The sequence below is a fragment of the Enterobacter sp. S-33 genome (assembly GCF_028735835.1).
Classification (GTDB): domain Bacteria; phylum Pseudomonadota; class Gammaproteobacteria; order Enterobacterales; family Enterobacteriaceae; genus Enterobacter; species Enterobacter vonholyi.
Genome location: NZ_CP117838.1, coordinates 4,138,948 through 4,165,128, shown reverse-complemented (window position 1 = coordinate 4,165,128; position 26,181 = coordinate 4,138,948). Strand labels below are relative to the sequence as shown.

The following is a 26,181-nucleotide window of genomic DNA, read 5'->3' as shown; positions in this document are numbered from 1 at the left end:
TCATGCCGCCAATTTAATTGATTTAATGTATTTGTATTAATTATAAATTAATAGAGGTGACTTTTTTTGTGCAAAATTAAAAAGGATTTTAGTAAATACTTACATTTGCATGAACGCAATGTTACCTTTAAACCTTCTGAGTCACGAGTAGTTGCCTATGGCGCGTAAAAAGAAAGAAGAAGCTCAACAAACCCGGCAGAAACTGATTGAGGCGGCTATCGGACAGTTTGCGACGCGTGGCGTAGCCAGCACGACGCTGACGGATATCGCTGATGCTGCTAAGGTGACGCGCGGCGCTATCTACTGGCACTTCACCAGTAAATCTGAAATATTTAATGCCATCTGGGAACAGCAATTATCCCTTCGCGACATTATCCGCGACAGGCTTCCCCTTTCCGATAGTGACGATCCCTTGTTAAGACTTCGTGAGCAATTTATTACTGCGCTGCAGTATATTGCCCATGAACCCCGGCAATGTGCGCTTTTACAAATTCTGTATCATAAGTGTGAATTTAGCGGTGATATGATTTCAGAGCATGAAATCAGGAAACGTATTGGATTTAATGATGATACGCTCCGTGCCACGCTGGAGACCTGTATTTCGCGGAATATCATTTCGCCAAAGGTGAATGTTGATCTCACCTTGATTGTATTCCACGGGTTTTTTAGCGGAATAATTAAAAACTGGCTAATGAATACCGACAGTTTTAATCTTTATCAGCAGGCCCCCGCCCTGGTTGATAGCATTCTGGCGACACTTCCTGTCATTCGCGTGTCGCCTGATGATGCTTACTACTCAGCGGCAGGTAACATTTCCCCTCGGGCACAAAGTGCTTCGATGGTTTCCACGCTGACGGGTTTACCTAACAGATAACCCTGAAGGGTGTTACAGCCTAGCTCGGTCAAAAAGGCCTGCTGAGCTTCGGTTTCTACACCTTCAGCCACGACTTTCAGGTTAAGTGTTTTTGCAAGGGCTACAATCGCTGAGACAATAGTCGCATCCTCACTCTCCCCGCTAAGCTCTTGTACAAACGCCCTGTCGATTTTTAGTTCGCAGGCCGGTAAGCGTTTGAGGTACAGCAGGCTTGAATATCCGGTGCCAAAATCATCAATGGAGGCTTTCACCCCCGCATCCGTCAGCTCTGTCAGCACTCGTACGCTCTCATCCGGGTTGCTCATCGCCGTGGTTTCCGTCACTTCGAGGATCAACAATTCCGGTGGCACCTGGTGAAGTGCCAGGCAGTCGAGAACCATTTTAACCAGCGAAGGTTGTTCAAACTGCAGTGTCGACAGGTTTACCGCCATTGACCAGCTTTGATGCCCCTGCAGATGCCATTCCCGCAGCTGGCGACAGGCTTCATTAATCACCCAGTTGCCAATGGGGATGATCAGCCCCGTTTTTTCCGCCAGCGGCAGGAAAAGGTCAGGGGTCAGTAACCCCTGCTTAGGATGCTGCCAGCGTAATAACGCCTCGAAACCGAGGACAGGACCCGCGGGGGCGTTGAATTTTGGCTGATAAAGCAGGCGCAGCTCATTGCGCTCGATTGCCATCCACAAATCGTTCATTAACTGGAGATGGGTCTGCGCCAGGGTGTTCATGGAGGGCTGGAAAAAATGGTAACCGTTACGGCCCATATGCTTCGTGTGATACATCGCCGCGTCGGCGTTAAACATCAGCTCACGCTCGGTTTTGCCGTCGTGAGGGTACAGCGCAATACCAATGCTGAGGGTAACCACCAGTTCATAGGGACTGAGATTGAATGGATTATCGATCGCGCGTACCAGCGAATTCGCCAGCGACGCCGCGTCGTCCGGACCTTCTCCCTCTGCCAGCAGAACAAACTCATCACCGCCAATACGTGCAAGGGTGAACTGGCCTTTCAGGAGAAGCAGCAGACGCTGTGTAACGGCGACCAGCAGCCTGTCACCGACATCATGGCCGTAGGCATCATTGATGGCTTTAAAGCCGTCAAGATCCATAAACATCAGGGCAAAATGGGTTCTTTCACGATCGGCTTTGCTGATGGCCTGATCGAGTCTGTCTTCCAGCAGGATACGGTTGGGCAGACGCGTGAGGGTATCGTGTAGAGCCAGTTGAGCGAGTTCCCGGTTAGCTTCTGCAAGCGACGAGGCCAAAAGGGCGGTACGAGCCTGAAGGCGGGCATCCAGCATCGAGACCAGCAGGGTGATCCCAAGAATAGAGAGCGCGACGACGCTGACCAGCACCGCCAGCCAGCTCCCGTTGATACCCTCATGATGAACCATTGTGGACATCGGAAACTGCGCCGCTTTCATCCCGGCATAGTGCATACCGGCAATGGCAATTCCCATCGTGATGGCGGCACCCATGCGCATCAGCACGACCTGCGCGGCTTCGTGGCGCAGGCGGAAGGTCAGCCATAACGCCGCGAGTGAAGCGGCAAGCGCAATCGCGACCGAAATGGCCACCCAGACCTTGTCCCAGATAATCCCGGGCATCACTTCCAGCGCCGCCATACCGGTGTAATGCATTGCAACTATACCGCTTCCCATCACCAACGCGCCGGGCAGCAGTCGGCGCAGGCGTAATTGCTCGCAGCTAACGAGCCATAGCGCAAATAGCGACGACCCCACGGCGATGACCATAGATAACACCGTCAGGGTGGCGTTGTAGCTCATGCTCATGGAGAGGTCCATTGCCAGCATGCCGATAAAATGCATGGCCCACACGCCAATACCCATAGCAATACCGCCGCCAGCCAGCCAGACGCGGGCAGCGACGCCCTCGCTTCCGGCAACGCGTGCAGCCATATTCAATGCGGTATACGCAGCAAGGATGGCAACAACAAAGGAGAGGACGACAAGGATATGGTTGTATTGGCTGACCAGCATGGACGGTTCTACTCAAGTGTGGGGTTACGCTAGAGCGGTTGAGAAGGGCGAGACATTATCACCGTCAGGTAATGGCTCAAAGGGATTTAAATCCCCGTTTTTAGTGGGTAATAACAGGTGATTTGCGCAATCGGGCGCTTAGTCGAGCTCTGAGCAGTTCACGAGTTTAAGGGGATTCACGGAGTTCATATTGCGACACTTATCGGTTTCGGTGCTCATCAGTTCAATCCACTGCATCAGGAGTGCATCGAAAATGAGAACGGAGATTGCAAAGACAACCAGCCACCAGTATTTACGAATCATTGTGTCATTCCGCGAGAAGAGCGCCAGTAAGGTGGGGGAAATATACACCAAAATCTGCGGTTTTAAAGCGGGATAAGTGAAGGTTTACAAAGCGTTGACGGACTGAAGCAGGGGAATAAAAAAGGCGCTTCCCCATGCCGAAGAGCGCCTTTTTAAACAAGCATTCAACTGATTAGTATCAGTTCATGCCGTATTTTTTCAGTTTCTTACGCAGAGTACCACGGTTGATACCCATCATCAGCGCAGCGCGGGTTTGGTTACCGCGGGTGTATTGCATCACCATGTCCAACAGTGGCTGTTCAACTTCAGCCAGTACCAGCTCATACAGGTCATTAACATCCTGACCATTCAGTTGAGCAAAATAGTTCTTCAGTGCCTGTTTAACCGAGTCACGCAGGGGTTTTTGAGTTACCTGGTCCTGAGAGTTAACGGTAGAAACGGTCAGTACGTCAGAATTTACGCGTTGTTCGAACATAGTTCTGTCAGCTCTTTATTTCATTACGCAAGATTTTCGAAGTATGCCTCCAACGCCTCCAGCTGTACGCTGGCATCCTCTATGGCGTTGAATGTGCGCCGAAACTGGTCATCTGGAGCGTGCTCCTGGAGATACCAGGAGACGTGTTTACGCGCAATTCGGTACCCTTTTGCCTGACCGTAGTGGTCATGCAGTTCCCGAACATGCGAACAAAGCAAGCGCTTAACTTCTGCCAGAGGCAGCGGGGCAAGCAGCTCCCCAGTGTCCAGATAATGCTGGATTTCCCGGAAGATCCAGGGTCTTCCCTGAGCTGCACGTCCTATCATCAGAGCATCAGCTCCCGTATAGTCGAGTACAGCCCTGGCTTTAAGCGGGTCAGTTATGTCGCCATTCGCGATAATCGGAATGGAAACTTTCTGCTTAACTGCCCGAATGCTGTCGTATTCAGCTTCGCCGTTGAACAAACAGGCGCGAGTGCGTCCATGAATGGTCAGGGCCTGAATGCCACAGTCTTCGGCCAGTTGGGCAATCTCTACACAGTTACGGTGTTCCGGCGACCAACCCGTGCGAATCTTCAACGTAACAGGAACGTCCACCGCGCTGACAACCGCCGTCAGGATAGCTTTCACCTGGTCGGGGTATTGCAGAAGGGCTGAACCTGCAAGCTTGCGATTCACCTTTTTGGCCGGGCACCCCATATTGATATCAATAATTTGGGCACCACTTTCCACGTTAATTCGCGCGGCATCTGCCATCTCTTCAGGCACGCTTCCGGCAATTTGCACGGTGCGAATACCTGGTTCATCAACGTGCACCATCCGAAGGCGGGATTTATCGCTTTCCCAAACCTGCGGGTTAGACGACATCATCTCGGATACGGTTAAACCGGCTCCCATCTCATAGCACAGCGTCCTGAACGGCCGGTCTGTAATACCTGCCATTGGGGCTGCGATCAGGCGATTTCTAAGCTGGTGGTGTCCGATGCGCATGAGTTAAGAAATGACCATACTGTGACTGCAAGGCGGCGTATATTACGCATTTTTTGCACGAGATGAAAGGCCAAACTTTGAACAATCCACTGTTGTAGATCAAGGAATCGCCGCTCAATCTTTCCGTTAAGAATTATTCACTATTTAAATCATTGTGTTATGCGAGAATGACTATTTTATGGGCGCTTACAATTTCCCGTAACTTCTCATCATTTCTGAATAAAGGGCTTACCTGAGCGGGATAATCTGCTGTTTTTAGCAGCAGATTTCCCGTCTTCTTTGCGATCTGCGTCGCATTTTAGAACATGATCTTTAGCCTCTGGATGGGCGTTATTCGACCACAACACGCCCATGCAGAGACTGTACCGGACGGTTATTATCGTGATGCATTGTCCCGGTGAATCTGGCAAGTTGTTCTGCAGAAACCGTCAAGGGTTGCTTGAGCACAATCCAGGTGACGCCTTCTGAACACGGCGGGGTGGTCAGTGAACCGCTAAAGCGCCAGTACGTTTTATCTTTCGGCAGCAGTTTGTTCAGGTTGAGATCCTGTTTGATGGAGACGTTCTGCTCGGCCTGCTGAGGCATAACGCGCCACAGTTTTTCAAGCTCCGAGTTTGTGGCCCCTTTATCAAACATGACCGCCACCACCGTCAGTTCCCCGCCGGCATTTTTATGAACCAGATGCATTTCCATCGCGTACCTTTTGCCATGCACGGTATTTTCGCTCGGCGCGTGAAAATGGAACTGTTGTAACGTCCAGGTTTGCTTATCAAGAGTAAGGGTATCGCGGGTGTCAGCCTGTTCACCAGCCTGAATGGTATGGCCATTGTTTGTCAGTGTAACAGGGCCATCAACGTAGTGGGTTTGCAGCGGGGAAAGATGGGCGTTAGCGGTGGAATCAATATTAATCGGAGACTGGTTCATCCCGCTTTGACAGGTCTTGTAGGCCTCGTCCAGCTCGCCCCAGTGTTCCGGTGAACCTTCCCCTTCGTAGTTCCAGTGTGATGCAAATGCTGAAGCCGAGATCATGCTCAGCGCCAGCAGCGCTGCCTTGCCTGTAATGTGTTTCATCATATTCTTCCGGTGAATTTTTGTAATACAAACCAACGTGATTTGTGTGGTTATTTTACCGAAGAATGACCGGGGGAGAGAGGATTATCAAAGGGAGAAAGGCGTGGTCAGATGACCACGCCAGATTCTTATTTTTTACGGCCGGTGATGCGGCACCACTCTTCTTTTTCCACGACCGGATCGAGGGCAAAGAGATCGGCGTAGGCTTCACATACGCTGTCGGCCTGGCTTGCCAGGATACCGGAAAGCCCCAGCAGACCGCCCTCAACGGGCAGCACGCTGATTAGCGGGGCCAGCTCGCGCAGTGGGCCCGCCAGAATGTTTGCGACCACCACGTCGGCTTTCATCGCTTCTGGCTGCGCATCCGGTAAATACAGCTCCAGTCGATCGGAAACGCCATTACGCTCGGCGTTATCGCGGCTGGCCTGAATGGCCTGCGGATCGATATCGATCCCGATAGCTTTTGCCGCGCCCAGCTTCAGGGCAGCAATCGCGAGGATCCCGGATCCACAGCCGAAGTCGATCACTGTCTTACCGTCCAGATCCAGACCATCCAGCCACTGCAGGCACAGGGACGTGGTTGGGTGAGTGCCGGTACCAAACGCCAGGCCCGGATCGAGCATGACGTTAACCGCGTTTTCATCAGGAACCTCGCGCCAGCTCGGGCAGATCCACAGGCGTTTGCCGAACTGCATCGGGTGGAAGTTATCCATCCACTCGCGTTCCCAGTCTTTATCTTCCAGCTGTTCGATTTTATGGGCAAAACCCGCACCCAGCAGAGGATGATTCTCCAGAATCGCGACAACCTCTTTCATGTCGGTTTCGGCATCAAACAGGCCAATAACGTCGGTATCACCCCACAGGCGGGTTTCGCCCGGCAACGGCTCAAAGACCGGCGTGTCATGCGTGTCCTGGAAGGTGATAGAGACCGAACCGGCCTCCATCAGCGCATCGCTCAGTTCCTCGGCGTTAGCGCCGGTTGTGTTCAGTTTTAGTTGGATCCACGGCATGGCAAAACTCTTTATTTATCAGTAGAAATCATAGCGGGCTGTGGGAGGGGCTGACCGAAACGGTTTCCCACCACAAACGCCAGTAAACTCAGCAGTAACGAAGGCACAATCGGATGGAAGCCCAGGTACTGAATCTTAAACGTTGCAAGGACGGCGTACAGCACACCGCCGACAATCATGCCGCTCAGCGCGCCCGCAGCGTTTGCACGCTCCCAGTAGAGCCCTAACACCAGCGGCCACAGGAATACCGCTTCAAGCCCACCAAACGCCAGCAGGTTCAGCCAGATGATCATCTCAGGCGGGCGCCATGCGGCTAACAGCAGCAATGCCCCTAACGCCAGAGTAATAATGGCCGACATGCGCTTCAGGCGCCGTTCATTCTCTGCCTGCTCAGGACGCAGGTTCAGATAGAGATCTTTAATGATCGTAGCGGAACTTTGCAGCAGCTGAGCGTTGATTGTCGACATAATGGCGGCCATCGGGGCTGCGAGGAAGATCCCGGCGGCAAATGGCGGCAGCACTTTAACCATCAGGGTTGGGATAACCAGATCGGGTACGGTAAGGTCAGGAATAACTGCCCGACCTAACGCGCCCGCCAGGTGCATACCAAACATCAGGATCGCAACCACGATAGTGCCGATAATGATACCTCTGTGCACGGCTTTGCTGTCTTTGTAAGAGATACAGCGCACGGCGGTATGCGGCAGGCCAATTACTCCAAAGCACACCAACACCCAGAACGAGGTCATAAAGGTTGGCGAAAGGATGTCATCTGCGCCCTGCGGAGAGACCAGTTTCGGGTCGATGGTTTCCAGTGTTTCGACTGCGTGGCTCAGGCCACCAGCAGCATGCACAATGCCCACCAGCAGAACAATGGTGCCAACAAGCATCACCAATCCCTGCATCGTATCGTTCAGCACGCTGGCGCGGAATCCGCCGAACGCGGTATACAGCGCAATGCTGACTCCGAAGATGATCAAGCCTGTCTCGTAGGGGATCCCGGCCGCCGTTTCCAGCAGACGTGCCCCGCCGATAAACTGCACCGTCATTGCGCCAATAAAGGCCACCAGCAGGCTTAAGCTGGCCAGCCACACCAGTAAACGGCTCTGATAGCGGGCAAACAGCATATCATTGAGCGTCACGGCATTATAACGGCGCGCCAGAATGGCAAATTTTTTGCCCAGTATGCCCAGTGAGAGCCAGACGGCTGGAAGCTGGATCATCGCCAGAAGCACCCAGCCTAACCCATATTTATAGGCTGCTCCGGGTCCGCCGATAAACGAACTGGCACTGATGTAGGTCGCGGTCAGCGTCATGGCCAGCACGACGCCGCCCATCGAACGGCTACCAAGAAAATACTCGTTCAGGAAGGTGCCCGTCGTTCTTTTACGCATGGCGTAAACGGATAAACCAAACACCACTAACAAGTAAGCGATAAGCGGCAGAATGACTTCAAGCTGCATCATCGTCCTCCAGCGGGATATCGCGATAGATGAATTTCACCATTGCCCAGCACAGCAGGATGAAGACCAGCGGTACCAGCAGGCACGCCATTTCGAACCAGTGCGGCAGGCCGGTGATGCCAATAGCGGAGTCAGGTAAGTAAGCAGTTACCAACCATGCTGCGAGATAGAGAAGGGTCAGCCACAGCGCCCAGCGCGCTTCTTTATGGGCCTGAACAAAACGTTTGTCCATTTATTGTCCCTTGTGGATGAAGAAAGCGGGGATTGTACATGATGAGCCTTTCCAGGCCCCAGAAATAAAAAAGGCCGGATAATCCGGCCTTTTAGCAACACAGGTCTCTTACTTCTCGTTCAGACCGAGTTTTTTCTCCAGATAGTGGATGTTAGTTCCACCATTCTGGAAGTGCTCGTCGCTCATGATGCGCATCTGCAGATCAACGTTGGTTTTGATACCGTCGATGATCAGCTCCTGCAGGGCATTCTTCATGCGGGCAATCGCCACGTCACGATTTTCGCCGTAGCAGATGAGCTTGCCGATCATTGAGTCATAGTACGGCGGTACGGTGTAACCGGCGTAGATATGAGACTCCCAGCGCACGCCAAAGCCACCCGGCGCGTGGAAACGCGTGATTTTGCCCGGGCTTGGCAGGAAGGTGTTCGGGTCTTCGGCGTTGATACGGCATTCTACCGCATGGCCTTTCACCACAACTTCTTCCTGCTTGATGGACAGCGGCTGGCCTGCAGCGATACGCAGCTGCTCTTTGATCAGGTCAACGCCGGTGATCATTTCGGTAACCGGGTGCTCAACCTGAATACGGGTGTTCATTTCGATGAAATAGAACTCGCCGTTCTCGAACAGGAACTCAAAGGTACCCGCTCCACGATAGCCGATATCGACACACGCTTTAGCGCAACGCTCGCCGATGTAGCGACGCAGTTCCGGGGTAATGCCCGGCGCTGGTGCTTCTTCGACCACTTTCTGGTGACGACGCTGCATAGAGCAGTCACGTTCTGCCAGATAGATTGCGTTGCCCTGACCGTCAGCCAGCACCTGAATTTCGATGTGGCGTGGGTTTTCCAGGTATTTTTCCATGTACACCATGTCATTGCTGAAAGCGGCTTTCGCTTCTGCTTTGGTCATGGAGATGGACTGCGCCAGTTCAGCATCGCTACGCACAACGCGCATACCGCGACCGCCGCCGCCGCCGGACGCCTTGATGATAACCGGATAGCCAATGCGTTTAGCATGAGCACGGTTAGCATCCATGTCGTCGGTCAGAGGGCCGTCAGAGCCTGGTACGGTTGGAACACCGGCTTTTTTCATCGCGGTGATTGCAGACACTTTGTCGCCCATCAGGCGGATGGTGTCGGCTTTCGGGCCGATGAAGATGAAGCCAGAGCGTTCAACCTGCTCAGCAAAGTTGGCGTTCTCAGAGAGGAAGCCATAACCCGGATGAATTGCCACCGCGCCGGTGATTTCAGCGGCGCTGATGATAGCCGGGATGTTTAGATAGCTTTTTACGGACGGAGCCGGGCCAATACAGACCGTCTCATCCGCCAGCAATACGTGTTTTAAATCGCGATCCGCGCTTGAGTGCACAGCGACGGTCTTGATGCCCAGTTCTTTACAGGCACGAAGAATACGCAGTGCGATCTCGCCGCGGTTGGCGATAACAATTTTATCCAGCATGTACGCCTCGTTACTCGATGACGACCAGCGGCTCGTCAAATTCAACCGGCTGACCACTTTCGACCAGAATCGCTTTCACAGTACCTGATTTGTCTGCTTCGATCTGGTTCATCATTTTCATCGCTTCTACGATGCACAGGGTATCGCCGACGTTGACTTTCTGACCCACTTCGATGAACGCCTTCGCGTCAGGGCTCGGGGTGCGGTAGAAAGTACCAACCATTGGGGAACGTACGATGTGACCACTGATTTCTGCTGCAGCGGCAGGTGCGGCTTCAGCTGCTGGTGCAACGGCTGCGGAGAGCGCAGGCTGCTGCACTGGCGCAGCATAAGCCTGCTGCATTACCGGGAAGCTAGCGGCTGGGGCTGCACGGCTGATGCGTACAGACTCTTCGCCTTCAGAAATTTCCAGTTCGGAGATGCCTGATTCTTCAACCAGCTCGATCAGTTTTTTAATCTTACGAATATCCATGAGTGGGTTCCGTACTCTTGTTTAGTGTGATTGTGACAAGCGTTTTACCGCTGTCTGTAAAGCGTATGAATAGCCGTCTGCGCCCAGTCCACAGATAACGCCAGCAGCGATATCCGACAGATACGAATGGTGGCGGAACGGCTCTCGGGCGTGCACATTACTCAGGTGGATCTCGATAAACGGGATACTCACCGCGAGAAGTGCGTCGCGGATAGCAACACTGGTGTGCGTAAACGCGGCCGGATTGATCAGGATATAGTCCACATTGTCTTTAGCCTGATGAATACGGTCGATGAGTGCGTACTCCGCATTCGACTGAAAATGATCCAAATCCACATTCAGCGACGCTGCCTCCGTTCCAAGACGGTTAACAATTTCACTCAATGTCAGCGTGCCGTACTTCTCTGGCTCACGGGTGCCGAGCATGTTCAGGTTCGGTCCGTTCAAAACTAAGATATGGAACTTATCAGTCATTATGCCGCTATCTCCTGCGATTTTCGGGTAAAAAACAAAATATACCTTCGAAACGCAAATGTCACCTTTTCAGAGGCTTAAAACCGCTGTCAGGCGAACCAAGGTCGCACATTATAACGATTTCGTAGCATTTAGCAGCTAAATACTGGTCTTATCAGGGAAGATTATCAACCGCTATCCGAAAAAGATTTGCGGTTGACGGGTAATCTGCGGGAAAACGCACAGTTTCGCGAACTATCGCAACCACTGGCGGAACTTCTTATAACGCCATGCTAAAAGCGCCACGGCGGCCAGTGCGTACAGGACCGGCTGCGGGGAGAGGATCTTCACCGACCACAGGTAATGAAGGGGAGCGAGGATCGCGACAAGATAGACGAAGTTGTGCAGCAGCTGCCAGCGCCTGCCCAGTTTTCGCTGTGCATATTGCGTGGAGGTCAGCGCTAACGCCAGTAAAATCACCCAGCTCACGATGCCCAGGGTCAGATAAGGGCGTGTCACCAGTTCGCGGCCAAGCAGCGCAAGATTGTTAATTCCCAGTTCCAGCAGGGCATAGCTGGTAAGGTGCAGCGTTGCCCAGGCAAAACACCATAGTCCTAACAGCCGACGGGTGCGTATCAATAAGGGCTGTTTAGCGTAGCGCGCCAGCGGCGAGACGAGCAAGGTGGCCAGCAAAAATTTCAGAGCCATCCGACCGGTAAAATGCTGGATATCCTTGGCCGGGTCTGCGCTAAAGAGCCCCTGGCTGGCGGCCCAGAACAGCCATATAAAAGGAAGTACCCCGGCCAGGTGCAGAAGCACTTTCAGCCAGGTAATCTGTTTTGCCGTTAAACGCACTCAGAAGTTCTCCCGTAAGTTGAGACCACGATAAAGCGAGGCCACTTCATCCGCATAACCGTTAAACAGCAGCGTCGGCTGGCGCTTCACGTCCAGCGCACCGCCGGAACCAATAAACCGCTCGGTCGCTTGCGACCAGCGTGGATGATCCACCTGCGGGTTCACGTTGGCGAAGAAACCGTATTCGTCCGGGGCCGCCAGATTCCACGTGGTAGGTGGACGTTCACGGGTAAGCTTGATGCTGACGATAGATTTAATCCCTTTGAAGCCATATTTCCACGGTACGGTCAAACGGATGGGGGCACCGTTCTGCGGCGGAAGCGCCTTACCGTACACGCCGACGGTCAGCAGGGTGAGGGGGTGCATAGCTTCATCGAGACGTAACCCTTCCACATACGGATAATCAAGCCCGCCGCCGATAAACCGATCTTTCTGCCCGGGCATCTCGTCCGGCGCATACCGCGTCTGGAAGGCGACATATTTTGCATTGCTGGTGGGCTCAACCATCGCCAGCAATTTATGCAGCGGGAAGCCGACCCAGGGCACTACCATCGACCAGGCTTCCACGCAGCGCATGCGATAGATACGCTCTTCGAGCGGGAAACGGGTGGTGAGATCGTGGTGGTCCAGCGTCAGGGGTTTCGCCACTTCGCCATCAATCTTCAGCGTCCACGGATCGGTTTTGAGGCTTCCCGCGTTGGCGGCAGGATCGGCCTTGTCGAGACCAAATTCGTAGAAGTTGTTGTAGCCGGTGACTTTATCTTCCGGCGTAAGCGTCAGTTTGTTTTGCCATTCAGCCGGTTTCGTAAAGGTGAGCGGGGCGCCGGAAGGAGCCTTTGGCCGATCGTTGCCTTTAAACCAGTCGAGCAGGTCGGCGTGAGCCGAAGGCGAGAGCGAGAGCGCGGTGGCGCTGATGCCAAGCATTTTCAGGATCTGGCGGCGCTGTAGCATAAAGACAGACTCAGACGTTACGTCGGCTTCCGTCAGTTTTCGGTTTTTCATGGCATCCTCCGTCATGCGTTTTCCTAAGCATGACGGAGGAGAGTGATTCGCGCGAATATGTCACGAAAATTTGAAGATTAGGCGATTTTCACCAGCGCGCGACCGTGGAACTGGTTATCCATGATCTTAGAGGCGTATTCCGGCGCCTGGCTCAGGTTTATCTCCGTCGCGCTCTGGGTATAGAAAGATTCCGGCAGATCGCGCACCAGCCGTTCCCAGGCTTCATGGCGACGAGCCGCAGGTGTCATCACGGAATCCACGCCCTGCAGGCGGACGTTACGCAGAATAAACGGCATAACGGTAGTTGGCAGGGCAAATCCGCCCGCCAGACCGCAGGCTGCCACGCAGCCGCCGTAGTTCATCTGCGCCAGGATTTTGGCCAGCACCTTATCACCTACGGTATCCACAGCCCCTGCCCAGACCTGTTTTTCCAGCGGACGGGTTTCAGCGAATTCGTCACGGCTGAGAATGCGGTTTGCACCGAGCTGGCGCAGATAGTCATGGGTGCTTTCACGGCCGGAAACCGCAGCGACCTGATAGCCCAGCTTGTGGAGCAGCGTGACAGCCGTGCTGCCCACGCCGCCGCTGGCGCCGGTGACGACAATGTCACCCGACTCAGGGCGGATACCCGCATCTTCCAGCGCCATCACGCACAGCATGGCGGTAAAGCCTGCCGTACCGACGATCATCGCCTTGCGGCCATCCATGCCTTTCGGCATCGGCACCAGCCAGTCGCCCTTCACGCGCGCCTGCGTGGCCAGCCCACCCCAGTGATTTTCACCCACACCCCAACCGGTGAGCAGCACCTGCTGGCCCGGATGGAAGCGCGGATCCTCGCTGGTATGAACCCGGCCCGCGAAATCAATACCAGGCACCATAGGGAAATTTCGGATGATTTTACCCTTACCGGTAATAGCCAGCGCATCTTTATAATTTAAACTGGACCAGTCGATGTCGACGGTTACTTCGCCTTCCGGCAGGCGGCTCTCTTCTACCGGCTGCACTGAGGCAAGCGTTTTGCCGTCCTGCTGTTCTAAGATCAAAGCCTGCATACGGGGTCCTCTCAACTCATATGATTGGAAAATAATTTCTGAAGACTATACTCGCTCAGGGAAACGCAGTGCCGATTTAACGCAATAAATTGCCAGATACACCCGATTTGGTAGTATGCCGCATTTGAAATGCAAGTTAGCGCTTACTCGCTACCCCCATCAACCCACGGAGTAATCTCAAGGATGCGATTAACGACGAAGTTCTCAGCTTTTATCACCTTGCTGACGGGTCTTACCATTTTTGTCACCCTTCTGGGTTGCTCTCTGAGCTTTTACAACGCCATTCAGGACAAACTGGTCAACCGGGTACAGTCTGTCGCGTCGGTGATTGATACGCGTCTGCTAACGACGCCGCTACCAACGCTCACCAGTGAGCTTGATGAGTTGATGGTACCTGTTGACATTGTTCAGATCGACATTCAGCAGGGAAAGCATCGTGTTTTAAGCCATGAACGGCCGGGGAGCTATCGGCCTGCGGGCGTGGTGAGCCAGTATCGGGAAGTGACGGTGCATTCCCTCAAAAATCCGGGGATGACCATACGCATGGTCTATCTCGATCCGATGGCCAGCTATTTCCGATCCATGATGACCACCGCGCCGCTCACCGTCGCGGTGGCGTTTATCGTCCTGCTGATCTTTCTCGCGGTCCGCTGGCTGCGCCGCCAGCTCTCCGGCCAGGAGCTGCTGGAGATGCGCTCCGTACGTATCCTGAACGGTGAACGCGGCCCGCAGGTGCGCGGCTCGGTTCATGAATGGCCTTCACGCGCCAGCAGCGCGCTGGATACCTTGCTCTCCGAAGTCCAGTTTGCCAGCGACCAGCGCAGCCGTATGGATACGCTGATCCGCTCTTATGCAGCGCAGGATAATAAAACTGGCCTTAACAACCGTCTTTTCTTTGATAATCAGCTGGCCACGCTGCTCGACGATTCAGAAAAAGTGGGGACACATGGGGTAGTGATGATGATTCGCCTGCCCGATTTCGATCTCCTGCGCGACACATGGGGGCAGCGGGCCGCGGAAGAAAATCTCTTTACGCTAATCAACCTGCTCTCCACCTTTATTATGCGCTACCCGGGCGCATTACTGGCCCGCTATCACCGCAGTGACTTTGCCGTGTTACTGCCGCACCGTACGCTGAAGGAGTCGGAAAGCATCGCCAGCCAGCTGCTGAAGGCGGTGGATGCGCTGCCGCAGAGCAAAATGCTCGACAGGGACGATATGGTCCATATGGGGATCTGCGCCTGGCGTGGCGGACAATCGACAGAACAGGTAATGGAACATGCTGAAGCCGCTACCCGCAACGCTGTCTTGCAGGGGGCGAACGGATGGGCGGTGTATGATGACTCGCTGCCGGAAAAAGGGCGCGGCAACGTGCGCTGGCGAACGATGATTGAGCAAATGCTTAGCCGCGGCGGACCGCGTATTTATCAAAAACCCGCGGTGATGAAAAACGGCAATGTTCATCACCGAGAACTGATGTGTCGTATTTTTGACGGTACCGAAGAGGTCATTTCGGCGGAATATCTGCCGATGGTGCTGCAATTTGGGCTGTCCGAAGAGTATGACCGCCAGCAAATTACCCGGCTGATTCCGTTTTTATCCTTCTGGCCTGAAGAAAACCTGGCGTTACAGGTCACCGTTGAGTCGTTAATACGCCCACGTTTTCAGCGCTGGCTACGTGATACATTAATGCAATGCGAAAAATCACAGCGCAAACACATTATTTTTGAACTTGCTGAGGCCGATGTAGGTCAACACATCAGCCGGTTACGTCCGGTGGTACGTTTGATCAATGCGCTCGGTGCGCGTGTAGCGGTGACGCAGGCTGGTTTAACGCTGGTCAGTACCAACTGGATCAAGGAACTGGATGTGGAGTTATTAAAGCTACATCCGGGGCTGGTAAGGAATATCGAGAAGCGTACGGAAAACCAGCTTCTGGTACAGAGTCTGGTAGAAGCATGCAAGGGAACGCGAACACAAGTGTTTGCCACGGGCGTGCGCTCCAGAAGCGAATGGCAGATGTTAACAGCGCGCGGCGTGATGGGTGGTCAGGGGGATTTTTTTGCTGCCTCTCAACCGCTTGACACCAACGTGAAAAAATATTTGCAAAGATACTCTGTTTGACCTGCCGTTTACGCTGTTTTCACGTAGAATATCGCGCCTGTAGCTTTGAGTATGTCGAGCAAAAAGCCAGTGAACGACCTTTAATGGGTTACAAACGTCAGTGGGGAACGCAACTGTTTACTCAGCCCTGAAGGAGTCAGGGGATGATTTTGTAACATCAGGAAACGTACTGCATAAATTTTCACCGTTGCAGATGATTTTTGCGCCTTGTCGCTGCTGCGTGTGGTTGGTAAAGTAAGCGGATTTTGTTTTCCGCCCCAGCTTTCAGGATTATCCCTTAGTATGTTGAAAAAATTTCGTGGCATGTTTTCCAATGACCTGTCCATTGACCTGGGTACCGCGAATACCCTTATTTATGTAAAAGGACAAGGCATCGTATTGAATGAGCCTTCCGTTGTGGCCATTCGTCAGGATCGTGCAGGCTCGCCAAAAAGCGTGGCCGCAGTGGGTCATGACGCGAAGCAGATGCTGGGTCGTACCCCAGGCAACATTGCCGCTATCCGCCCAATGAAAGACGGTGTTATCGCCGACTTCTTCGTGACTGAAAAAATGCTTCAGCACTTCATCAAGCAGGTTCACAGCAACAGCTTCATGCGTCCAAGCCCGCGTGTTCTGGTGTGTGTGCCGGTTGGCGCAACCCAGGTAGAACGTCGCGCAATCCGTGAATCTGCCCAGGGGGCAGGTGCGCGTGAAGTGTTCCTGATTGAAGAGCCAATGGCGGCGGCAATCGGTGCAGGTCTGCCTGTGTCTGAAGCGACCGGTTCCATGGTGGTGGATATCGGTGGTGGTACCACTGAAGTGGCCGTTATCTCTCTGAACGGCGTGGTGTACTCCTCTTCCGTACGTATCGGTGGTGACCGCTTCGACGAAGCCATCATTAATTATGTGCGCCGTAACTACGGCTCTCTGATCGGTGAAGCCACCGCAGAGCGTATCAAACATGAAATCGGCTCTGCGTATCCGGGCGATGAAGTGCGTGAGATCGAAGTACGTGGCCGTAACCTGGCTGAGGGTGTTCCACGCGGTTTCACCCTGAACTCCAACGAAATTCTGGAAGCACTGCAGGAACCACTGACGGGCATCGTGAGCGCGGTAATGGTCGCGCTGGAACAGTGTCCACCAGAGCTGGCGTCCGATATCTCCGAGCGCGGTATGGTTCTGACCGGTGGTGGTGCGCTGCTGCGTAACCTCGACCGCCTGTTAATGGAAGAGACAGGTATTCCTGTCGTAGTTGCAGAAGATCCACTGACTTGCGTCGCCCGTGGTGGTGGCAAGGCGCTGGAAATGATCGACATGCACGGCGGCGATTTGTTCAGCGAAGAGTAGTCGAGTTTGAGAGGGTAGCAATTTGCTACCCTTTCTCTCTGACGCGAGAATACGCATAGCCTATGAAGCCAATTTTTAGCCGTGGCCCATCGCTACAGTTTCGCCTCATTCTGGCGGTTCTGGTTGCGCTTGGGGTCATTATTGCCGATAGCCGCCTCGGTACGTTCAGCCAGATCAGAACGTACATGGATACCGCCGTCAGTCCTTTCTACTTTGTTTCAAATGGTCCCCGTGAACTGCTCGACTCCGTTTCTCAAACGCTGTCTTCGCGTGACCAACTCGAACTCGAAAACCGGGCATTACGTCAGGAACTGTTGCTGAAAAACAGCGAACTGCTGATGCTGGGGCAATACAAGCAGGAAAACGCGCGCCTGCGTGAACTGCTCGGCTCGCCGCTGCGTCAGGATGAGCAGAAAATGGTCACGCAGGTGATCTCCACCGTGAACGACCCCTATAGCGATCAGGTTGTGATCGACAAAGGCAGCGTGAACGGGGTGTATGAAGGCCAGCCAGTTATCAGCGATAAAGGCGTAGTAGGCCAGGTTGTTGCCGTGGCTAAACTGACCAGCCGCGTGCTGCTGATTTGCGACGCCACGCATGCGCTGCCGATCCAGGTCCTGCGCAACGACATCCGCGTGATCGCGGCCGGTAACGGCTGTACGGACGACCTGCAGCTGGAACACCTGCCGGCTAACACGGATATCCGCGTAGGCGACGTGCTGGTGACGTCTGGTCTGGGTGGACGCTTCCCTGAAGGTTATCCGGTTGCGGTGGTCTCTTCGGTCAAGCTGGATACCCAGCGTGCCTATACCGTGATTCAGGCGCGTCCAACTGCTGGTTTGCAGCGTCTGCGCTATCTGCTGCTGCTGTGGGGTGCCGATCGTAACGGGGCTAACCCGATGACGCCTGAAGAGGTCCATCGCGTAGCAAACGAGCGCCTGATGCAGATGATGCCGCAGGTTCTTCCGCCTGCGGATTCCATGGGGCCGCCTGCGCCAGTCCCGGCGCCGGCAACCGGGTTAACGCACCCGCTGCCGGATGCGCCGCCACCGCCTAAACTCTCTTCGGGAGGGCAGTAGTGGCAAGCTATCGTAGCCAGGGACGCTGGGTCATCTGGCTCTCGTTTCTTATTGCACTGTTACTGCAGGTTATGCCCTGGCCGGATGACATTCTCGTTTTCCGGCCAAACTGGGTATTGCTCATTTTACTCTACTGGATCCTTGCCCTGCCGCATCGCGTAAATGTCGGCACGGGTTTCGTGATGGGTGCCATACTGGATCTCATTAGCGGCTCTACGCTTGGCGTGCGCGCCTTGTCCATGAGCATTATTGCGTACCTCGTCGCACTCAAATTCCAGCTCTTTCGTAACCTTGCGCTCTGGCAACAGGCCCTGGTGGTGATGCTATTGTCGCTCGCTGCGGATATCGTTGTTTTCTGGGCAGAGTTTTTAGTGATCAACGTCTCTTTCCGACCGGAAGTGTTCTGGAGTAGTGTAGTAAACGGTGTGCTCTGGCCTTGGTTATTCCTGCTGATGCGTAAGGTTCGCCAGCAGTTTGCTGTGCAATAAAAGGTTTCTATGACGTCTTTGTATCTCGCTTCCGGCTCCCCGCGCCGTCAGGAACTCCTGACGCAGCTAGGGGTATCTTTTGAACGCATCGTGACCGGCATTGAAGAAAAACGTGCTGAGGGCGAAAGCGCTCAACAGTACGTGTTACGTCTGGCGCGGGAGAAAGCGCAGGCGGGCGTGGCCAGTGTGCCACGCGATCTTCCCGTGCTGGGGGCAGATACCATCGTTATCCTGAACGGTGAAGTGCTGGAGAAACCGCACGACGCCGATCATGCAGCGCGCATGCTGCGCAAGCTGTCCGGACAAACGCATCAGGTGATGACGGCCGTCGCGCTGGCTGACAGCCAGCACGTGCTGGACTGCCTGGTGGTGACGGAAGTGACCTTCAGAGTACTTACCGACGACGACATTGCCGCTTATATTGCCAGCGGTGAACCAATGGATAAAGCAGGTGCATACGGTATTCAGGGGCTGGGTGGCTGTTTTGTCAGGAAGATTCATGGCAGCTATCACGCCGTAGTCGGCTTACCGCTGGTGGAAACGTATGAGTTGCTGAGCAATTTTAACTCACTGCGTGAGGGAAGGGATAATTATGACGGCTGAATTGTTGGTAAACGTAACGCCCTCGGAAACCCGTGTGGCCTATATCGATGGTGGCATTCTTCAGGAAATTCATATTGAGCGTGAAGCGCGGCGCGGAATAGTAGGCAATATCTACAAAGGTCGTGTCAGTCGTGTACTACCGGGTATGCAGGCGGCTTTTGTAGATATTGGACTCGATAAGGCGGCATTTTTACATGCCTCCGATATCATGCCGCACACCGAGTGCGTCGCGGGCGAAGAGCAAAAGCAGTTTGCCGTACGCGACATTTCTGAACTGGTGCGTCAGGGACAGGATCTGATGGTGCAGGTGGTGAAAGATCCCCTCGGCACCAAAGGCGCCCGTCTGACCACCGACATCACCTTACCTTCCCGCTATCTGGTCTTTATGCCCGGCGCGTCGCACGTGGGCGTTTCGCAGCGTATTGAGAGTGAAACCGAGCGCGAGCGTCTGAAGAAAGTGGTCAGCGCCTACTGCGATGAACAGGGCGGATTTATCATCCGTACCGCCGCGGAAGGGATCAGCGAGGAGGACCTGGCGTCGGATGCGGCTTACCTGAAGCGCGTCTGGACAAAAGTGATGGAGCGTAAAAAACGTAACCAGACCCGCTATCAGCTCTATGGTGAGCTGGCGCTGGCGCAGCGCGTTCTGCGTGATTTTGCCGACGCGCAGCTCGACCGCATTCGCGTGGACTCTCGTCTGACGTACGAGGCCCTGCTCGAGTTTACCGCCGAATATATCCCTGAGATGCCTGGCCTGCTGGAGCACTACACCGGGCGTCAGCCGATCTTCGATCTCTATGATGTCGAAAACGAGATCCAGCGTGCCCTGGAGCGTAAGGTCGAGCTGAAGTCAGGCGGCTATCTGATCATCGATCAGACTGAAGCGATGACTACCGTCGATATCAACACCGGCGCTTTTGTCGGCCATCGCAACCTGGATGACACCATCTTCAACACCAATATCGAAGCCACGCAGGCAATTGCGCGCCAGCTTCGTCTGCGCAATCTGGGCGGTATTATCATCATCGACTTCATCGATATGAGCAATGAAGACCACCGTCGCCGCGTGCTGCACTCGCTTGAGCAGGCCCTGAGTAAAGACCGCGTGAAAACCAGCATTAACGGCTTCTCGCAGCTGGGGCTGGTGGAAATGACGCGTAAGCGTACCCGCGAGAGCGTGGAGCATGTGCTGTGCAATGAATGCCCAACCTGCCATGGACGCGGAACGGTAAAGACGGTTGAGACCGTCTGCTACGAAATTATGCGTGAAATCGTCCGTGTTCATCATGCCTACGACTCCGATCGTTTTCTGGTCTATGCTTCCCCTGCGGTGGCTGAAGCGCTGAAAGGCGAAGAGTCACACGCGCTGGCGGAAGTGGAAATCTTTGTCGGCAAACAGGTAAAAGTACAAATTGAACCGCTCTATAACCAGGAGCAGTTTGACGTCGTGATGATGTAAGCGCAGTACGCTGCGTGACGAAGCTGACAAGGAGAGATGCGTGAGGCGATTGCCGGGGATTTTATTGCTTACAGGGGCAACGCTGGTCGTGATTGTCGCGTTGCTCGTGAGCGGGCTACGCCTCGTTTTACCGCATCTGGACAGCTGGCGTCCGCAGCTGCTGGCGAAAATCGAATCCACCACCGGCGTGCCGGTGAACGTAAGCCAGGTTAGCGCTAACTGGCAGAATTTTGGCCCGACGCTTGATGTCCGGGATATCAACGCCAGCCTGAAAGATGGCGGCTACCTGAAAATCAAACGCGTGACCCTGGCGCTGGACGTCTGGCAAAGCCTGCTGCATCTGCGCTGGCAGTTTCGCGATCTCACCTTTTATCAGCTCCAGTTTCTGACCAATACGCCGCTGTCTGGCGGCGATAGCGGTCAGGGTCTTGAAGCTAACCGCTTCAGCGATCTTTTCCTCCGCCAGTTCGATCATTTTGATCTGCGCGACAGCGAAGTGAGCTTTATTACCCTTTCCGGGCAGCGCGCCGAGCTGGCGATCCCGCAGCTTACCTGGCTTAACGGTAAGGATCGGCACCGCGCCGAGGGGCAGGTCAATCTCTCGAGCCTGAACGGCCAGCACGGCGTGATGCAGGTGCGTATGGATCTGCGCGACGATGACGGCCTGTTAAATAACGGCAAAGTCTGGCTGCAGGCCGACGATGTGGACGTCAAGCCGTGGCTGGGCGACTGGCTCCAGCAAAACATGCAGCTGGAAACGGCCCGCTTCAGCCTTGAGGGCTGGTTGACCCTGACGAAAGGCGAATTTGCCAGCGGTGATATCTGGCTCAAGCAGGGGGGCGCGAGCTGGAAAGGCGAAAAACAACAGCATCAGCTTTCCGTCGATAACCTCACCGCGCACGTGACGCAGGAGAAAGAGGGCTGGCAGTTTGCCATTCCCGATACGCGCATCACGATGGACGGCAAGCCGTGGCCGCGCGGTGCGCTGACGCTGGCCTGGATGCCGGAGCAGGACGTTGGCGGCACGGCCAGTAAACGCAGCGACGAGCTGCGCATCCGCGCCAGCAACCTGGATTTGGCCGCCATTGAAGGGCTGCGATCGATGGCGGCTAAGCTCTCTCCTGACCTGGGCGAGATCTGGCTGGCTACGCAGCCGAGCGGAAAGATTGATTCTCTGGCGCTGGATATTCCGCTTCAGGCGACGGAAAAAACCCGCTTCCAGGCAACTTGGAAAGATCTTGCCTGGAAGCAGTGGAAGCTGCTGCCGGGTGCGGAGCACTTTAGCGGCAAGCTGGAAGGCAGCGTGGAGAACGGCAGGCTGACGGTTGATATGCACGACGCCAAAATGCCTTACGAGACGGTCTTCCGCGCGCCGCTGGAAATCGAACAGGGCAACGCAGTGCTTAACTGGCTCCGTAACGATAAGGGTTTCCAGCTCGATGGTCGGCATATCGACGTCAAAGCGAAAGCGGTGCACGCGCGCGGCGATTTCCGCTATCTGCAGCCTGAAGGCGATGAGCCATGGCTGGGGATTCTGGCCGGGATCAGTACCGATGATGGCTCCCAGGCCTGGCGCTATTTCCCGGAAAACCTGATGGGGAAAGCGCTGGTAGACTATCTCAGCGGCGCGATTCAGGGCGGTCAGGCGGATAATGCCACGCTGGTCTACGGCGGTAATCCCCATCTGTTCCCGTACAAACACAATGAAGGTCAGTTCCAGGTTCTGGTCCCGCTGCATGACGCAACCTTCGCGTTCCAGCCGGGCTGGCCCGCGCTGAAAAACCTGGATATCGAACTTAATTTCCTCAATGACGGACTCTGGATGAAGTCCGACAGCGTGGCGCTGGGCGGCGTGACGGCCAGCAACCTGACGGCCAACATCCCGGATTACTCCAAAGAGAAGCTGCTGATTGATGCCGAGATCAACGGTCCCGGCAAGGCGGTGGGACCGTACTTTGAGGAGACGCCGCTGAAAGAGTCGCTGGCCGCGACGCTTCAGCAGCTCCAGCTTGATGGCGATGTGAATGCTCGCTTACATCTTGATATCCCGCTGGACGGAGAGATGACCACCGCCAAAGGTGATGTCCGCCTGAAAAACAACAGCCTGTTCATCAAACCCCTTGAGAGCACGCTGAAAAATCTCAGCGGGCAGTTCAGCTTTGAAAACGGTAACCTGAAGAGCGAGCCGCTTACTGCCAGCTGGTTTAATCAGCCCGTGAATATCGACTTCACGACCACAGAGGGTGAAAAGGCGTATCAGGTGGCCGTCAATCTGGACGGTAACTGGCAGCCAGCGCGTATGGACGTCCTGCCGAAGCCAATTGAGGCCTCGGTGGATGGCGCGGTCGCCTGGCAGGGTAAAGTGGCAATCGACCTGCCTTATCACGCGGGCGCCCAGTACAAGGTCGACATCACGGGTGACCTGAAGAATATTCGAAGCCAGCTGCCTGCGCCGCTGGATAAACAGGCCGGACAGCCGCTGCCGGTAAAGCTGAACGTCGATGGCAACCTGAACAGCTTCGCGCTGACCGGCAGCGCGGGCGGGACAAACCACTTCAACAGCCGCTGGCTGCTTAACCGCAAGCTCACTCTCGACAAAGCCATCTGGACAACGGATAGCCGCTCCACGCCGCCGCTGCCGGAGCAGACGGGCGTTGAGCTGAATCTCCCACCGATGGACGGTGCAGAGTGGCTGGCGCTGTTCCAGAAAGGCGTTGGGCAAAACGTTGATGAAACCGCCCAGTTCCCGCAAACCATTACCGTACGTACGCCTTCGCTGATGCTGGGCGGGCAGCAGTGGAACAACCTGAGCATCGTCTCGCAGCCTGGCGCTAACGGCACGAAGGTAGAGGCCCAGGGCAGAGAGATCAACGGTACTTTGACCATGCGCAATCACGCGCCATGGCAGGCGGCGATTCGCTATCTCTACTACAACCCGGCAAGCGCCACGAGCGGGAAAGATAAACCGGCGGAAGCGTCTCCGCTGAGTAATGCCTCCCGCGTCGATTTTAGCGGCTGGCCCGATCTCCAGCTGCGCTGCGCTGAGTGCTGGCTGTGGGGGCAGAAATATGGCCGTATTGACGGTGATTTCACTATTCAGGCCAACACGCTTACGCTCTCCGGTGGCCTGGTTGATACCGGCTTTGGCCGCATGACGGCCGCAGGGGAGTGGGTGAATAACCCGGGCGAGCAGCGAACGTCCCTCAAGGGCGACATCAAAGGCAACAAGCTGGATGCGGCAGCCAATTTCTTTGGTATCAGCACGCCGCTGCGCGGTTCGTCATTTGATGTTAATTACGATCTTCACTGGCGCGACGCCCCGTGGAAGCCCGATGAGGCCTCGCTGAACGGCATTCTGAAAACCCGCTTTGGTAAAGGTGAGATAGCCGACGTGAGCACGGGGCGCGCCGGGCAGATCCTGCGCCTGCTGAGTTTTGATGCGCTGCTGCGCAAGCTGCGCTTCGATTTCAGCGATACGTTCAGCGAAGGTTTCTACTACGATTCCATCCGCAGTACGGCATGGATTAAGGACGGCGTTTTGCATACGGACGATACGCTGGTGGATGGCCTGGAAGCGGATATCGCCATGAAAGGCTCGGTCAACCTCGTGCGCCGCGAACTGGATATGGAAGCCGTGGTGGCACCGGAAATTTCCGCGAGCGTGGGCGTTGCGGCGGCCTTTGTGGTGAACCCGATTGTCGGTGCGGCGGTGTTTGCCGCCAGCAAAGTGCTGGGGCCGCTGTGGAGCAAGGTCTCCATTCTGCGCTACCGCATTACCGGTCCGGTCGATAAACCGCAGATTAACGAGGTGCTGCGCCAGCCGCGCAAAGATGCACAGCAATGATTTGACGTGGGCAGGTAATTGCCTCACTCTCAATAAATACGATCTTTATACCGCCACGGGCGGCAACGAACGAGTAGCAATACGATGAGTCTGAACCTGGTAAGTGAACATTTGCTCGCAGCGAACGGCCTGAATCATCAGGACCTGTTCTCCATTCTTGGTCAACTGACCGAACGCCGTCTCGACTACGGCGACCTTTATTTCCAGTCGAGCTATCACGAATCCTGGGTTTTAGAAGACAGCATCATTAAAGATGGCTCTTACAACATCGACCAGGGCGTCGGCGTCCGCGCCGTTAGCGGCGAGAAAACCGGTTTTGCCTATGCCGATCAGATTAGCCTGGCTGCACTTGAGCAGAGCGCGCAGGCCGCGCGTACCATTGTGCGTGATACTGGCGATGGTCGCGTGAAAACCCTTGGAGAAGTGCAGCACTCTGCGCTCTATACCAGCATCGATCCTCTGCAGAGCATGAGCCGTGAAGAGAAGCTGGATATCCTGCGTCGCGTGGACAAAGTCGCCCGCGCGGCGGATAAACGCGTGCAGGAAGTTTCAGCCAGCCTGAGCGGTGTGTATGAACTGATTCTGGTGGCGGCAACGGACGGCACTCTGGCGGCAGACGTTCGCCCGCTGGTACGTCTCTCCATCAGCGTGCAGGTCGACGACGATGGCAAACGCGAGCGCGGCTCAAGCGGTGGCGGCGGTCGTTTCGGCTATGACTGGTTCCTGGGCGACGTTGACGGTGAAGCGCGCGCTGACGCGTGGGCAAAAGAAGCCGTGCGCATGGCGCTGGTGAATCTGAATGCCGTCGCGGCGCCGGCGGGCTCATTCCCGGTGGTGCTGGGTGCTGGCTGGCCGGGCGTGCTGCTACACGAGGCGGTAGGCCACGGGCTGGAAGGCGACTTTAATCGTCGCGGGACGTCGGTGTTCAGCGGTCAGATCGGGCAGCTTGTCTCCTCTGAACTGTGCACCGTGGTGGATGACGGCACGATACGCGATCGTCGCGGCTCGGTGGCTATCGACGATGAAGGTACGCCCGGCCAGTACAACGTGCTGATCGAAAATGGCGTGCTGAAAGGCTACATGCAGGACAAACTCAACGCGCGCCTGATGGGCGTCGCGCCGACGGGCAACGGACGTCGCGAATCTTACGCGCACCTGCCGATGCCGCGCATGACCAACACGTATATGCTGCCGGGTAAATCCACGCCGCAGGAGATTATCGAATCCGTTGATTACGGTATCTTTGCGCCAAACTTTGGCGGCGGCCAGGTGGACATCACCTCCGGTAAGTTTGTCTTCTCTACTTCAGAAGCGTACCTGATCGAGAAGGGCAAAGTGACCAAAGCGGTGAAAGGTGCGACGCTGATTGGCTCCGGTATTGAAGCCATGCAGCAGATCTCGATGGTCGGTAACGATCTGAAGCTGGATAACGGCGTGGGCGTCTGCGGTAAAGAGGGCCAGAGCCTGCCGGTTGGCGTGGGCCAGCCAACGCTGAAAGTGGACAACCTGACGGTGGGCGGCACGGCGTAAGTTTTCCCGTCACTCTAACCCT

The 26,181-nt window shown here is 55.1% G+C and carries 23 protein-coding genes; 9 read left to right on the top strand and 14 right to left on the bottom strand.

The features are described 5' to 3' along the window. Positions 1-157: 157 nt before the first annotated feature. The gene (envR, locus tag PUP35_RS19760) at positions 158-874 is read left to right on the top strand and encodes an acrEF/envCD operon transcriptional regulator (protein ID WP_274241007.1); all 717 of its coding nucleotides are present in this window, start codon (positions 158-160) and stop codon (positions 872-874) included. Here the strand turns inward: envR and PUP35_RS19755 are convergent. The 14 genes from PUP35_RS19755 to acuI form a co-directional block, all read right to left on the bottom strand. Next, positions 793-2,871, bottom strand: coding sequence for a putative bifunctional diguanylate cyclase/phosphodiesterase (locus PUP35_RS19755; protein WP_274241006.1), 2,079 nt, complete (start codon positions 2,869-2,871; stop codon positions 793-795). The genes envR and PUP35_RS19755 overlap by 82 nt on opposite strands. A 138-nt stretch (positions 2,872-3,009) precedes the next feature. Next, complete coding sequence (locus PUP35_RS19750) at positions 3,010-3,174, bottom strand: DUF2556 family protein (protein ID WP_008502862.1); 165 nt, start codon at positions 3,172-3,174, stop codon at positions 3,010-3,012. A gap of 178 nt (positions 3,175-3,352) precedes the next feature. Next, positions 3,353-3,649, bottom strand: coding sequence for a DNA-binding transcriptional regulator Fis (gene fis, locus PUP35_RS19745; protein ID WP_000462905.1), 297 nt, complete (start codon positions 3,647-3,649; stop codon positions 3,353-3,355). A gap of 23 nt (positions 3,650-3,672) precedes the next feature. Then, entirely contained in the window at positions 3,673-4,638 is a 966-nt protein-coding gene (gene dusB, locus PUP35_RS19740; protein WP_023309409.1) for a tRNA dihydrouridine synthase DusB, read from the bottom strand. A gap of 330 nt (positions 4,639-4,968) precedes the next feature. Next, positions 4,969-5,709 carry a carbonic anhydrase gene (locus tag PUP35_RS19735; RefSeq protein ID WP_274243322.1) on the bottom strand — a complete coding sequence of 247 codons (741 nt, stop codon included), beginning with the start codon at positions 5,707-5,709 and terminating at the stop codon, positions 4,969-4,971. Between the two features lie 128 nt (positions 5,710-5,837). Continuing rightward, entirely contained in the window at positions 5,838-6,719 is an 882-nt protein-coding gene (gene prmA, locus PUP35_RS19730; protein ID WP_008502859.1) for a 50S ribosomal protein L11 methyltransferase, read from the bottom strand. 11 nt (positions 6,720-6,730) lie between these two features. After that, positions 6,731-8,182, bottom strand: coding sequence for a sodium/pantothenate symporter (gene panF, locus PUP35_RS19725; protein ID WP_274243320.1), 1,452 nt, complete (start codon positions 8,180-8,182; stop codon positions 6,731-6,733). Further along, positions 8,172-8,414 carry a YhdT family protein gene (locus PUP35_RS19720; RefSeq protein WP_006178860.1) on the bottom strand — a complete coding sequence of 81 codons (243 nt, stop codon included), beginning with the start codon at positions 8,412-8,414 and terminating at the stop codon, positions 8,172-8,174. Before PUP35_RS19720 ends, panF begins: the two co-directional genes overlap by 11 nt. Positions 8,415-8,522: 108 nt before the next feature. Continuing rightward, the gene (accC, locus tag PUP35_RS19715) at positions 8,523-9,872 is read right to left on the bottom strand and encodes an acetyl-CoA carboxylase biotin carboxylase subunit (RefSeq protein WP_003860388.1); all 1,350 of its coding nucleotides are present in this window, start codon (positions 9,870-9,872) and stop codon (positions 8,523-8,525) included. Between the two features lie 10 nt (positions 9,873-9,882). Then, positions 9,883-10,344 (bottom strand): acetyl-CoA carboxylase biotin carboxyl carrier protein, encoded by a 462-nt coding sequence (accB, locus tag PUP35_RS19710; protein WP_010436174.1) that lies wholly within the window; start codon positions 10,342-10,344, stop codon positions 9,883-9,885. A 21-nt stretch (positions 10,345-10,365) separates the two neighbouring features. Further along, a complete protein-coding gene (gene aroQ / locus PUP35_RS19705; RefSeq protein WP_023309405.1) occupies positions 10,366-10,818 on the bottom strand; it encodes a type II 3-dehydroquinate dehydratase in 453 nt (150 codons plus the stop codon). Between the two features lie 234 nt (positions 10,819-11,052). Then, complete coding sequence (gene msrQ, locus PUP35_RS19700; protein ID WP_274241005.1) at positions 11,053-11,652, bottom strand: protein-methionine-sulfoxide reductase heme-binding subunit MsrQ; 600 nt, start codon at positions 11,650-11,652, stop codon at positions 11,053-11,055. Further along, a complete protein-coding gene (msrP, locus tag PUP35_RS19695) occupies positions 11,653-12,654 on the bottom strand; it encodes a protein-methionine-sulfoxide reductase catalytic subunit MsrP (protein ID WP_143345594.1) in 1,002 nt (333 codons plus the stop codon). A 77-nt stretch (positions 12,655-12,731) separates the two neighbouring features. Beyond that, complete coding sequence (gene acuI, locus PUP35_RS19690; protein WP_115876371.1) at positions 12,732-13,706, bottom strand: acrylyl-CoA reductase (NADPH); 975 nt, start codon at positions 13,704-13,706, stop codon at positions 12,732-12,734. A 183-nt stretch (positions 13,707-13,889) separates the two neighbouring features. Between acuI and csrD the strand changes: the two genes are divergently transcribed. From csrD to tldD, 8 genes are all read left to right on the top strand, one after another. Beyond that, entirely contained in the window at positions 13,890-15,830 is a 1,941-nt protein-coding gene (gene csrD, locus PUP35_RS19685; RefSeq protein ID WP_274241002.1) for an RNase E specificity factor CsrD, read from the top strand. A gap of 282 nt (positions 15,831-16,112) precedes the next feature. Continuing rightward, complete coding sequence (mreB, locus tag PUP35_RS19680) at positions 16,113-17,156, top strand: rod shape-determining protein MreB (protein WP_000913396.1); 1,044 nt, start codon at positions 16,113-16,115, stop codon at positions 17,154-17,156. A 62-nt stretch (positions 17,157-17,218) separates the two neighbouring features. Then, positions 17,219-18,235 (top strand): rod shape-determining protein MreC, encoded by a 1,017-nt coding sequence (gene mreC / locus PUP35_RS19675; protein ID WP_274241001.1) that lies wholly within the window; start codon positions 17,219-17,221, stop codon positions 18,233-18,235. After that, positions 18,235-18,723 carry a rod shape-determining protein MreD gene (gene mreD / locus PUP35_RS19670; protein ID WP_023309399.1) on the top strand — a complete coding sequence of 163 codons (489 nt, stop codon included), beginning with the start codon at positions 18,235-18,237 and terminating at the stop codon, positions 18,721-18,723. The genes mreC and mreD overlap by 1 nt, the downstream gene beginning before the upstream one ends. A 9-nt stretch (positions 18,724-18,732) precedes the next feature. After that, positions 18,733-19,326 carry a Maf family protein gene (locus tag PUP35_RS19665; protein ID WP_271369468.1) on the top strand — a complete coding sequence of 198 codons (594 nt, stop codon included), beginning with the start codon at positions 18,733-18,735 and terminating at the stop codon, positions 19,324-19,326. Next, positions 19,316-20,785 (top strand): ribonuclease G, encoded by a 1,470-nt coding sequence (rng, locus tag PUP35_RS19660; protein WP_111964993.1) that lies wholly within the window; start codon positions 19,316-19,318, stop codon positions 20,783-20,785. The genes PUP35_RS19665 and rng overlap by 11 nt, the downstream gene beginning before the upstream one ends. A 40-nt stretch (positions 20,786-20,825) precedes the next feature. Further along, the gene (yhdP, locus tag PUP35_RS19655; protein WP_136195025.1) at positions 20,826-24,629 is read left to right on the top strand and encodes an AsmA2 domain-containing protein YhdP; all 3,804 of its coding nucleotides are present in this window, start codon (positions 20,826-20,828) and stop codon (positions 24,627-24,629) included. An 84-nt stretch (positions 24,630-24,713) separates the two neighbouring features. Continuing rightward, positions 24,714-26,159 (top strand): metalloprotease TldD, encoded by a 1,446-nt coding sequence (gene tldD / locus PUP35_RS19650; protein WP_127732430.1) that lies wholly within the window; start codon positions 24,714-24,716, stop codon positions 26,157-26,159. Positions 26,160-26,181 lie beyond the last annotated feature (22 nt).